10 protein-coding genes and 1 pseudogene are annotated in these 12,726 nt (G+C 34.8%); 8 read left to right on the top strand and 3 right to left on the bottom strand.

The genetic code is table 11. From position 1 onward, the window contains the following. Positions 1–132 precede the first annotated feature (132 nt). The 3 genes from GJV03_RS20305 (at position 133) to GJV03_RS20290 (ending at position 2,463) form a co-directional block, all read left to right on the top strand. The gene (locus tag GJV03_RS20305) at positions 133–489 is read left to right on the top strand and encodes a hypothetical protein (protein WP_004721968.1); all 357 of its coding nucleotides are present in this window, start codon (positions 133–135) and stop codon (positions 487–489) included. A 258-nt stretch (positions 490–747) separates the two neighbouring features. After that, entirely contained in the window at positions 748–930 is a 183-nt protein-coding gene (locus GJV03_RS20300) for a ribbon-helix-helix domain-containing protein (protein ID WP_004721967.1), read from the top strand. 1,305 nt (positions 931–2,235) lie between these two features. Then, entirely contained in the window at positions 2,236–2,463 is a 228-nt protein-coding gene (locus GJV03_RS20290; RefSeq protein ID WP_004721965.1) for a hypothetical protein, read from the top strand. An 82-nt stretch (positions 2,464–2,545) separates the two neighbouring features. Here the strand turns inward: GJV03_RS20290 and GJV03_RS20285 are convergent, their stop codons facing one another. From GJV03_RS20285 to GJV03_RS20275, 3 genes are all read right to left on the bottom strand, one after another. After that, positions 2,546–2,836, bottom strand: a complete 291-nt coding sequence (locus GJV03_RS20285; RefSeq protein WP_004721964.1) for a hypothetical protein — start codon at positions 2,834–2,836, stop codon at positions 2,546–2,548. Between the two features lie 354 nt (positions 2,837–3,190). Next, on the bottom strand, positions 3,191–3,886 hold the full coding sequence (locus tag GJV03_RS20280; RefSeq protein ID WP_151957987.1) for a hypothetical protein: 696 nt from the start codon (positions 3,884–3,886) through the stop codon (positions 3,191–3,193). Positions 3,887–3,971: 85 nt separating this feature from the next. Further along, positions 3,972–4,673 (bottom strand): DUF3820 family protein, encoded by a 702-nt coding sequence (locus GJV03_RS20275; protein ID WP_004721962.1) that lies wholly within the window; start codon positions 4,671–4,673, stop codon positions 3,972–3,974. A gap of 564 nt (positions 4,674–5,237) precedes the next feature. On the opposite strand from GJV03_RS20275, the gene GJV03_RS20270 reads away from it, so the two are divergent. The 5 genes and pseudogenes from GJV03_RS20270 (at position 5,238) to GJV03_RS20255 (ending at position 12,445) form a co-directional block, all read left to right on the top strand. Further along, on the top strand, positions 5,238–6,491 hold the full coding sequence (locus tag GJV03_RS20270; RefSeq protein WP_105714516.1) for a lipase family protein: 1,254 nt from the start codon (positions 5,238–5,240) through the stop codon (positions 6,489–6,491). Between the two features lie 431 nt (positions 6,492–6,922). Next, a pseudogene (locus GJV03_RS21850) lies at positions 6,923–7,033 on the top strand (IS5/IS1182 family transposase); the annotation flags it as partial. 125 nt (positions 7,034–7,158) lie between these two features. Then, positions 7,159–8,442: an alpha/beta hydrolase gene (locus GJV03_RS20265; protein WP_154130976.1), complete on the top strand. Its 1,284-nt coding sequence runs from the start codon at positions 7,159–7,161 to the stop codon at positions 8,440–8,442. A 637-nt stretch (positions 8,443–9,079) separates the two neighbouring features. Further along, positions 9,080–10,489 carry a lipase family protein gene (locus GJV03_RS20260; RefSeq protein WP_154130975.1) on the top strand — a complete coding sequence of 470 codons (1,410 nt, stop codon included), beginning with the start codon at positions 9,080–9,082 and terminating at the stop codon, positions 10,487–10,489. A gap of 666 nt (positions 10,490–11,155) precedes the next feature. Continuing rightward, on the top strand, positions 11,156–12,445 hold the full coding sequence (locus GJV03_RS20255) for an alpha/beta fold hydrolase (protein ID WP_154130974.1): 1,290 nt from the start codon (positions 11,156–11,158) through the stop codon (positions 12,443–12,445). Positions 12,446–12,726 lie beyond the last annotated feature (281 nt).

Here is a 12,726-nt window from a genome sequence, read left to right as displayed (position 1 = left end):
TGTTTAAATTAAAAAAAGTTACAAATTATTATCATAAAATAATATTATATTATAATTTTATGATACTTTTTAAACATGAGGATGTTTTAAAAGCGACTCATATTATCCCTACTTAATAAAAGGCATATATAAATGGCTAAAATTGACTTAACACCTTTATCAGAAATTGACGGATTCACTGCTGCAGCACTTGTTGATAGTACAAGTGGCTTATCATTGGCTTCATATGGAACAGGAATTGATTTGGAACTTGCTGCCGCTGGAAATACGGAGGTTTTAAAAGCGAAAATGAAAACGGCAGAAGCGTTAAAATTACGCGACACGATTGATGATATTTTAATTACATTAGGAAAGCAGTATCACTTATTGAGGCCACTGGATAAAAACAGTAGCTTATTTTTATATCTAGTATTAGATCGCCAAAAATCTAATTTAGCGATGGCACGACACGAACTCAGAGTTTTTGAAAAAGAATTAGATTTCTCATAAGCATCAATGTTTTGGCTATTGCATCAGTGCTGTTGTGATAGCCTGTTGGGTGATTTTTGATTATAAAATCAAAATATTCAAAAAATATTCACCATAATTTATAATAGATTTATTGATAAAATCAGGGATTAAACAAAATAAATAATTTAAACTCAAAGTCATGCATTAAGCTAAGATTATTGTGAGATAAAAAAATTCATTGAAAATCTTGTAAATATTATTACAATTCTATAGCTAACAAATTTAAGGAAATATGGTATGGAAAATAAAACAGCAAGATTAACAATTTTGATTGATCCAAATAAAAAACAAGCTTTTGAAGAATTATGTAATCGTCAGGATTTAAAGCCATCTCAAGTTGTTCGTCAATTAATTCGCGAATATTTAGATAAGCATGATACTGAATATTCAACTAAATTACCCATAGCAAAAAATAAATAGAGATCAATTTTCTCTATTTATAAATACTTTACTGAGCCGTAAGATTTATTTGATATTTCTAGTGCTTTTAGAGAATAAAAATAATACGTTAAAATGAAAATGATCATTGCTTCTATTTTTCATGATTATTCCATGTGCTATATTTGTTTGATGATTAAAGTTTTTAAGCAATCATATAGAATAAAATGAGTCGCGCTCAAAATTTGCATAAGCTGTTGAAAAATTTTAGCTGATAGACCTGTATATTTATTTTGCTTTAAAAGATCAGCGCATGTTAACTCCCTTATTTGTTATTCAATTGTTTTTAAAAATAAATAAAAAAACAGGAAAGTTTAAGCTAGGATTAGCTTCATCATGTTCTATAAATTTAGCCACTCATGGTCAAGCAAATCATCCATTATAAAGGTTTAATCTTTTTTGCCATGCTTATTGCATTTGGTCTTGGTATTTTGCTCAGTAAAGCAGAGCTTCCTTTATCACAAAAAGGACATATTGAGACGGAATGTTTCGGTATACATATTCCTGAAAATTTAAAGTACACGCAGTCTAGACAATATTGTAGGTGTTTTAAAAACCGCTTGAATTACAGCAATAAAAGTGAAATCGAGAAAATGTGTTTAGATAAATAGTGGGAAAGGGGGGCTATCAATACCAATATAATTCACTCAACATGATCGCTTTTGATTTATGAAAAGAGATTTAATGATATATAAATCTTAATGATAATCAATGTAATAGGTAATCTAGCGTGGTAGGTTTATACGTTTTTTTATAAAATAATTTTTACTGGCTAGTTTTTGTTTAGTGTTATTTAGATTTTTTCAGGTTGATAGATATTAAATTATAGTCAATCAAACTTATCTATTATCTACCAATTAAAAAAATATTCAATTTCAAAATTGCTGTGATATCGTTCAATAATGTTACTACATCTTGCAGATCAAAGCGCATCTGACTATATTAAAACTACAGTAGGTCGATAAGACGCTACGAAGTAGTTGGACAGATCAATGACGGCTTATTGAATTTGTGACTCCAGTTCAAATAAAAAATAAGCACTAGCTTTCCAACATAAAAAGCTCGCAGAAATGCGAGCTTTTCTTTTTCTGATTTTTTGAAACGTCATGAAATAATTGATTGAAGCTGTATTTACACAAAGTATTCAAAGTAACTCTCTATTTTATAAATAAAAAAAATAGTAATGTAGCTAATTTTTAACATTGCCATAAAATCTAACAACTTTAAGCTAATTTTTATTTTGGCGCATGCTATAAGAAAACAGTATATAAAAAAGAGGACAGAAAAATGACTGAAATGATTACAGTAAGGGTCAAGGATCAATATAGTAATGAGCTGAATGCGATGGCTTGGTTAAATAAGCTGCAAGAGCATGAAGACACAGATAATTTATCATTGTTCCAAAAAATTGATCATATCGTTGTTGATGGCGAGAAGATCTTACCAAGTATAGAGTTGCTTTTTGAAAGCAAAGAAAGTGACAGTATTTATCGTGTAATTGAACAAGTCAGCTAATTGTTATCATCAATTAAAAAACGTGTTGGGTGAAAAGCCCAACACGTTTTATTTTTAATCAGTTTAAAAGGTTGTGTGAATATTAAGCAGCTTTAAAATGATCGAGTGTGACAGCAACAAGATGATATAAGGCCAAACGGTTTTTGTTTGCATGCTCAATTGCATTTTTTTCAATTTTAAACTTATCTTGAAGTGTTCCTCGAGAATAGCTTTCAACCAAAATATGTTGAGATGAAATAGGATCGCTTTTGATACGTAAATCTTTTTGATATTTAATATTGGATACAGCATTTAAACATTGTTCAAACGTTGGATAAAAATTTGAAAGTTCTAAAGCTGTTTGGTTGGTCGATTTTGTAAGATATTGAGTCATAATTGTCTAATTGTTTTAAATCATTGGCGTGCTCATGATTCTACAGAATGCTCGTAAAACAGACAATGTGATTTTGTAAAGAGATATGAATGTATGGGAATACGCTTAAGTTGGCTTAAAAATTGATCTGTATTACTCCCATCTAAAATTGCAAAGCCGGGATAATACTGTCCCAATAAATCATCTCAATATACATAAAACTTTGATTTATTGGTGGTAGCTTATTTGGCTTTAAGATTTTAATATTCTAGAATAAATCAAAAATAACCTTTAATAAAAAGACTTAGAATGACGCTAAAAACACTTAATTTGTCATTCTAAGGGGGTGAATTGAAATAAATACTTAGGGTTGCTTTAAGATGATTGTAAATGTTGGAGTGAATAATTAATTTGTTGCATGGTTTGGTTTAATTCTTGAGGGGAAATTCGACTTTCTTGAAGTGCGGTAATCCACTGCATTTGGCAAAATTTAATATCTCGAATTGATTTTGCCTGCTGTATTTGCATGACCAATTGTTTGGTCATCAAGCCGCAATGCGTTTGTAGCAGGGTAGACATTTTGTATTTGATGTCATCAAAATTTATATAATTCAGTTCAGGCGTAATTTCGGCATGCGCTACTTGTCTAGGTGTGACCGTGCTAAAACTTTGCTGGATGGGGTTTGGATCTGCTGATTTTGTATTTTGACTGAGCTGTGTATTGCTAATAATTGCTGGATTTTCAACTGCTTTAGGCGACGGTTTAAAGCCAATTTCAATTGTCAGATTTGAAGGGGTGCGCTGATTTGATTGTTCAATCTTGGACGATTCTGATGTTATTTTTGACTTAACTTGAGGCGCACCATTCATTTGATTCTGAAAAATTAGACCAAGCTCTTCTAATTGTTGAATAAGTTCTGGTGTTGCAAGCCGTTGCTTTAGTGCACTATTCAAAATTTTAAAATCATCTGTGCCGATAAGAAGCAGTAATTGTCTTTGGCGAGCAGTGAGTTGAATTGAGCGGTGTTTTAAAGTCTGAATTCCCAAATCAGTTTTAAAATAGTGATCCATGAGTCAAATTATTCCCCAATAAATTGACCCTAGAGTAAAGAATGAAAATTACACTAATATGACTTTATTGTTACAAATCATCAGTTTAAAGTGTGACGATGTTTGCATTCTCTAAAGCTTTGCGTAAATAAGGGTCAAGCTCATCTTGACGAAGCAACCATTGCACATAGTCTTTGGGTAATTCTGCAATCGCTGTCCCACGATGCTTACCAAAGTTAATACTGCGCGGGATACGCGCATCTTCTGAGGCTTCATATAATTCTTCAATGGTTTGAATTTTGAGTTGATAAACAATATGCATGAGAATATTTGCAGTTAAAATAATATCGGCATCCGCACGATGTGCACCTTTTAACATTTCACGTGCTTTCTCACTACCTTTACTGATCATATAAATCAGTGCTGATATATTGTGTGCTTCAGCATCAGGCCAAACAAGACGAGCAAGTGCCAGCGTACAAATGGCTTTGATATGAGCAGTATCTACGCCACATTGTTGGATTGCGCGAATATCATAATCAATATTATGCCCAATGATATATTGGGTGTGCTGAGGAAGTTCAAAGCTGGAAAAATTAGGTTGCCCGACAAGATCAGATTCTAAGATATGGTGAACTGCCATTGAGCCAAAGGAAATTTTTTCATTGCCAATACTATAAAGTTGATCGAACATTTGTTCCCGATCTAAGCTTAATTTCCCTTCTTGAATTTGAATCGGTGCATAAGCAATTTCAATGGGCAATCCATTGAGTGTATGAGTTTCAGTATCTAGAATGATTGCTTGCATACCTTTGTTCCTCAACAAATAGATAAGAAAGAGCGCCTTATTAAACTAGCTTTTTTAGACGCTAAATACAAATGAAACCCATCTAAAATTAAGATAAGTACAGGCTTTTGCTTAAATCACACGCAGAATCAGTTTTTTAATGTGAATTATCTTTAGAATACTTAAAACCAATGATTAAAAATTGATTGAAATTTAAATAATAAAATAAATCATTGATAAGAATCTATTCATCGTTAAAACTGTGAAAAATATATTAAAAATTGAGTGTTATGAAATTAATTTATGCTGATTGGTGTATAAAAACCACATTAAATTCAGTTGATTGATAAATAAAAAAGTTGGATTGATGAGATAATTTAATATGTTTTAAAGATTAAATCTCATTTGCTAAATTTATATTTATGTCTTAATTGTAATAAAGCCTAGCTTAAATATCGCCAGGTATTATGAAGTAATAACAACATAAACATTAAACTAAGATGAGTGATCTATTGGATCAGCGCTGGCAAACGATGGGTTGACCCTGCTGAACTGATAGAAAAAATGATAAAAAGGAAGAATTATATGAAATTAAAATTACTTTCAGTGTTATTGACTGGATCTACGCTATTTCTAACTGCATGTGGTGGTGATGACGACAATAGTGATCATTTATCGACAAGCTCAGATGTAGATGTGAACAATATTCAAAATCCAGTGGTCAATACACCAGTACCTTATAATATTAAAAATGATGTTCTTCCACCCAATGCGGATGAGAGTGTGGTGATGACTTATAAAATGAAAGGCATCACAGGACAAGAAACTCAGGCAACCGCATTGGTCTTTACCCCTAAGACTGCACCGCCTGCTGGAGGTTGGCCAATTGTGGCTTGGGCACATGGAACGACTGGTGTTGCTGACAAGTGTGCACCGAGTAAAAATAAATTATTTGTGCCTATAGCCGATGTGCATACTCAAAAAATGGTTGATGACTTTGTTAAGGCAGGTTATGTGGTGGTTGCGCCAGATTATGAGGGTATGGGTGAACCGAGCGAGAAGGAGATCCATCCGTTTTTAAATTTAAAAAGTGAAGCTTATTCGATTACAGATGCGGTGGTGGCAACCAAAAGTTGGTTGGGTAATAAAGCATCCAATAAATGGGCGGTTGCTGGAATCTCGCAAGGCGGTCATGCAGCATTAGGTGCAGCGCAGTATGCAGCCCGTGCCAATATGGATTATAAGGGTGCAGTTGCAATGGCACCGGCAAATAATCTGGAATTGATCGAAAACCTGTCGGAAATGGCTTTAGCGGATGCAGATGGGTTAATTCAGATCGGCGGTTATGCTGCACTCGATACTTTAACGGCTTATATGGCAGCGGGTATAAAGGCGGTAAATCCAACTGAGGCTGTATACAGTATTATATTTAAAACACCTACTGATAAAATTGCTGAGAAAGCAGAAAGAGAATGTCTTGCAGGAATGGGGGCTGCTTTTGCACTACCGATGACTGTTTATAATATTAAGAACGGGAGTCTTAAAGATTATCCGCGTAAAAAAGAGGGCTATAAGAATGATCCAATCGTAAGACAATTTTTGGGTACAGATTCACAGCCCTTACAAACACTCGTTAAAACGCCGATTATTATTTATCAGGGCGGTAAAGACACTGTTGTATTACCACAGGCGACTGATGCCTTGGTGGCACAGGCACGAGCTTTAACCACCAAAATTGATTATAGAACCAATTCAAGTTGGGATCACACTGGTTCATTTACGGCCAATGTTGATAATGGACAACTGCTAGAAGATATTAAGACCTTGCTTGCTAATTAAATTTTGAGTGTGTTTAGTCCTTACAAGTGGCTTCTTTTATAAGTCTTTTTTTAAAACATAGATCAACCTAAAAGCCCCTATTATGAAAAATAGGAGGCTTTTTTATATGGATTTGAAGCATGTTGAAATTTTAGAAAACAATTTTTAAGAACATAGTTTTTTGGTCTGGTTATTAAACCTCTTTCATAAATCAAAAAACGCTCATCTTTTTGTTTAATATTCATTCTGCAAAATTTAAGATTTTCAGCCATAATCTGCATTTATTCCCAACAAATTCATTCATTCTTGCAGATAAAGGTTATCAAGGGATCTCTGTTATATATACCACTAAGCTTTTACCGTCCAAAACTAAAAAATGCGGTGAATTAGATCCTTTGCTAAAAACATATAATTGATAAAAGAATAAGGGCATTGAGCATGTGTTTTGTACATTAAAGACTTTCAAAATCTTTGTAGAGTGTTATCGAAATAAAGGGGAAAGACTTGGCTTAAGGTTCAATTTGATTGCAGGTATTTATAATTTAGAACTGAGTAAAAAGTGATTTATGAAAGGAGTCTATTAAAAATTTTTAATAAATTAGTTCTTTTGGACGATTTAAGTTAATTCAATTTGTTATCAAATATTCATTCAAAATACTAAAAAATATTATATGCAAGGATGAATAAAATGAAATTAAATTTACTTTCAGTCATATTGGCTGGATCCTTTCTATTTTTGACTGCCTGTGGTGGTGATGACAAGAGCGATACTCCATCCACAAGCCCAAATGTCAATGTAGATGTAAACAAAATTCAAAATCCAGTGGTAAATACCCCCCAACCATATATGCCAAATTCCCCAAAAAATCGTCCAGAAAATGCAGCTGAGAGTGTGGTGATGACCTATAAAATGCAAGGCATCAAAGGAACAGAAACTCAGGCAACCGCATTGGTATTTACCCCTAAAACTACGCCTCCTGCTGGTGGTTGGCCGATTGTGGCTTGGGCACATGGTGCTGTAGGTGTTGCTGACGATTGTGCGCCGAGTACAAAGGAATTAATTACGACTTCATTTTTAGGTGCACAAGATAGGTCTATCTATAACATGGTCGATAGTTTGGTTAAAGAAGGCTATGTGGTGGTTGCACCAGATTATGAAGGTCTAGGTGAACCGAGTAAGCAGGAGATGCATCCATTTTTAAATTTAAAAAGTGAAGCCTATTCGATTACAGATGCGGTGGTGGCAACCAAAAGTTGGTTAGGCAATAAAGCATCTAATAAGTGGGCTGTTGCGGGGCACTCACAAGGCGGTCATGCAGCATTGGGTGCAGCACAATATGCAGCGCGTGCCAATATGGATTATAAAGGAGCAGTCGCACTGGCACCCGCAAATAATCTAAAATTGATTGAGGAACTGTCGGAGATGGCTTTGATGAACATGGAGGATGGGACATTCGCTAAAACATTCGGTTATATCGTTTTAGATACCTTAACGTCCTATATGGCGGCGGGGATGAAAAGCCTTTATCCGACTGAGCCTGTATACAGTAAAATATTTAAGTCACCAATTGATAAAACTGCTGAGCAAGCAGAAAAGCTTTGTCTTGTCCCCTTGGGTTTTCAATTTTTGGGGGAGGTAGGTGCATATATGAGTAAGAATGAAGGGCGTCTTAAAGGTTATTCTTCGCGTAAACAGGAAGGCTTTAAAAATGATCCAATCGTAAAGCAATTTTTGGAAAAGGATTCACAACCGCTACAAAGTCTGATTAAAACCCCGATTATTATTTATCAGGGGGGCAGCGACAATGTTGTAATACCACAGGCAACGGATGCCTTGGTGGCACAAGCCCGTGCTTTAACTACAAAGATTGATTATAGAACTGATCCGACTTGGGATCACTTTAGTATATACGCTGCTAATGTAGCAAATGGCCAGCTGTTAACAGATATAAAAACCTTGCTTGCCAATTAATTGTTCAATGTTGACCATAACAATTTTAAATGCCCTTATTATCAGTGATAAGGGTGTTTATTATAGCGTTAAACACTATATTTTAAGTTTAGAAAAAGATGGCTTAAGAAACGTTGTTTTGATTTGGTTATTGATTATTTCTATCGTTTAGCTATTATCTGAACTGTTTTTTAGTATATTGTGACTGCAATGTTTAAATATTAATCATCTTGAATTGATTGAAACTTAAACTATACGATGATTGTTGATAAGAATTTATTTAAAATAAAAAATCAAACATATATTTGTATCACCTCCCTAATTCACAGTATTTGCAGAATATATGCGATATATAACACTTGGGGTAAATAATAAATAAATATGAGATTCTATAAATACAACAATATTTCAGTGAATTTAATATCAATATATTGATTTTAAAAATAATTTAAAATTTTAAAATATTAAATTCCACTTGCTTAAATATTATTTCTCGCATAATTATAATGAAGCGCAGCTTAAAAATTGCACAATGTGATGTAAGCAAAAAAAATAAACATTCATTATGCCTGTGGCTGGCGCTTCATTAATTAGAGTTGGCAAATTGAATTTGTTGGCACTGAAGTCATAAAAATTATTATATGCAAGGATGAATCAAATGAAATTAAATTTACTCTCAATAATGTTGATTGGATCTGGTCTATTGCTGAGTGCCTGTGATAGCAATAGAAACAGTAATAATTCTTCCACAGGTTCAAATGATGGAAAACCCATTGTAGAAAAGCCCGGTGATGTAATTCCACCTGACGAAAAACCAGGTGATGAAAAACCAGGTGACGAAAAACCGGGTGACGAAAAACCGGGTGACGAAAAGCCAGGCGATGAAAAACCACCTGAAGATAAGCCAAATGTAGATGTCAACAATATTCAAGACCCAGTGGTGGGCACACCAAGCGCATATCAGACCGCAGCAGAAAATCCACCAAATGCTGCAGACAGTGTAGTGATGACTTATAAAATGAAGGGCATCAAAGGAACAGAAACTCTGGCAACCGCATTGGTGTTTACGCCTAAAACTGCACCGCCAGCTGGCGGCTGGCCAATCGTGGCTTGGGGACATGGTACAACAGGTGTTATTGACCAATGTGCACCGAGTCGAATGAAATTAATCACCACTACCATTCTAGGCCAAGATCGATCTACTCATGATATGATCGATAGCTTTGTTAAAGAAGGCTATGTTGTGGTCGCACCCGATTATGAAGGTTTGGGTGAGCCAGGCGGTCTGGAAATGCATCCGTTTTTGCATTTAAAAAGTGCAGCCTATTCAATTACCGATGCTGTGGTAGCAACTAAAAGCTGGTTAGGCAACAAAGTATCTAATAAATGGGCTGTTGCTGGCGTCTCGCAAGGGGGGCATGCCGCATTGGGCGCAGCAGAATATGCAGCGCGTGCCAATATGGACTATAAGGGTGCTGTTGCTTTGGCTCCAGCAAATAACTTAGAAATGATTGAAAACCTAACAGAAACGAATTTGGCGAATAAAACTAGAGCTGAGCAAATGATGGGCTATCCGGCGCTAGATGCCTTAACCTCTTTTATGGCTGCGGGGATGAAAAGTCTTTATCCAGACGAGCCTGTTTATACCAACATATTTAACAACCCCTATCATACTCCGGCTGCACGAGCAGAAGAACGTTGTCTTGCAGGGGTCGTGTTGGCTTTTACTGACCGGACAAATATGACTGAAGGGCTGTTTGGTCGTCTAGTCAACTTTTCACGGCGTAAAAAAGAGGATTACAAAAATAATCCGATTGTAAGGCAATTTCTAGATAAGGATTCACAACCACTACAAACGCAAGTAAAAACGCCAATTATTATTTATCAAGGGGGAGCGGATACTATCGTATACCCACAGGCAACCGATGCTTTAGTGGAGAAGGCACGTGCTTTAAACACCAAAATTGAGTACCGAACTGATCCGACTTGGAGGCACGTCAATATACATGCGACCCATGTTCAAAATGGAAACTTGTTAAAAGATATAAAAGCCCTACTTGCTGATTAATTTTGTGAGTGTTCAATACTTAATTGTAGCAATGTAAAAATGCCCTTATTACTGATAATAAGGGCATTTTTTAAATCGTTTAACCCTATATTTTAAGTTTAGAAAAAAGATGAATTAAGAAATTCTTTTGATTGAGTCATTGATTATTCCTATCGAAATTAGCCATGGCTTTTGATTTAGCCAATCATCAGGATTGGTTTTAGATATGTATTAACTAAAAATACTAGATATGAATCATCTAAAATTGGTTGAAAATTAAATAATAAAAACACACATTGATAAGAATTTATTTACAGTTAAATGAACAAAAATAAATTTTTAAAATAATCTTAATTCACATTATTTTAGAATTTTGTGAGCAGAATAACATCTTAAAATAAGAAAATGGTAAATATAAGCTTATATAATTACTGTAATATTTTTGTGAATTAAATATTTTTAAAACAATTAAGTAGAAGATGGTTTTAATCTTTTAAATGTTTAATTTTATTTGCAAATTTATATTTTCAGTATAAATATAATGCAGATTTTCTTAAGGATTGTGCGGTGTGGTGTGCTGGTAAAATAGATATCCATTGCACATAAGACAATCAATTGATCAGCGTTGGCAAACTGAATTTGTTGGCACTGAAGTCATAAAAATTATTAAATGCAAGGATAAATCAAATGAAATTAAATTTACTCTTAGTAATGTTGGTTGGATCTAGTTTATTTCTAACTGCCTGTGGTGGTAGTGACGATAAGGGGGATAATCCATCCACAACTTCTAATGTAAATGCAGATGTAAACAAGATTCAAAATCCAGTGGTAAATACTCCAAAACCCTATGTTATTAAAGATAATACTCTTCCACCGAATGCAGCTGAGAGTGTGGTGATGACTTATAAAATGAAGGGCATCACAGGGAAAGAAACTCAAGCAACTGCGTTAGTGTTTACTCCAAAAGCTGCACCGCCTATTGGCGGTTGGCCAATTGTGGCTTGGGCACATGGCACAGCGGGTGTTGCTGACGATTGTGCACCAAGTAAAAATCTATTAATTACGACCTCGATTTTAGGTGTAGATAAGTCTACTTATAATATGATTGAGAGCTTTGTTAAAGCAGGCTATGTGGTGGTTGCCCCCGATTATGAAGGTCTGGGTGAGCCTAGTGGTAACGAGATGCATCCATTTTTGCATGTAAAAAGTGCTGCCTATTCGGTTACGGATGCTGTAGTCGCAACCAAAAGTTGGTTAGGCAATAAAGCCTCCAATAAATGGGCTGTTTTGGGGCACTCGCAAGGTGGTCATGCGGCATTAGCTACGGCACAGTATGCAGCGCGTGCCAATATGGATTATAGAGGGGCAGTTGCCACCGCGCCTGCAAACAATCTAAGATTGATTGAGGAGTTGTCAGAAATGGCTATAGCGGAGATGGAGGATATGTCATTCACTCAAGCACTCGGCTATGGTATCTTGGATACGCTAACGTCTTATATGGCTGCGGGGATGAAAAGTCTTTATCCGACCGAGCCTGTATACAGTAAAATATTTAAGTCACCGACTGATAAATTTGCTGCTGAGCAAGCAGAAAAGCTTTGTCTTTTTGAGTTGGGTTCTGCATTTATGGAAGGACCAGTAACAGAATATGCACTTGCAAATAATAGAAATAGTCTAAAAGGTTATTCTTCGCGTAAACAGGAAGGCTTTAAAAATGATCCAATCATAAAGCAATTTCTGGCAAAGGATTCTCAGCCACTGCAAACTGTGGTTAAAACTCCGATTATTATTTATCAAGGGGGCAGTGACAATATCGTATTACCTCAGGCAACAAATACTTTGGTGGCACAAGCACGTGCTTTAACCACCAAAATTGATTACAGAACTGATCCGACTTGGGATCACTTTAGCGTATTCAGGGTTAATGTTGAGAATGGGAAATTATTAGAAGATATAAAGATGCTGCTTGCCAATTAATTGTTCAGTGTTGACCATAACAATGTGAAAATGCCCTTATTATCAGTGATAAGGGTATTTTTTATAGCATTTAATTCTATATTTTAATCTTAGAAAAAAATGGCTTAAGAAACTTTGTTTTGTTTTGATTTGATCATTGATTATTTCTATTATTTAGCTATTATCTGGAGGGGTTTTTAGTATATTATGACTAAGAAGTTTAAATATTAATCATCTTGAATTGATTGAAAATTAAACCATGAGATGGTTGTTGATAAAAAATATTTAAAATAAAACAATAA

It is taken from the genome of Acinetobacter sp. RIT698 (genome assembly GCF_009668065.1).
Classification (GTDB): domain Bacteria; phylum Pseudomonadota; class Gammaproteobacteria; order Pseudomonadales; family Moraxellaceae; genus Acinetobacter; species Acinetobacter guillouiae.
This window is presented reverse-complemented; position numbering and strand designations above follow the sequence as displayed.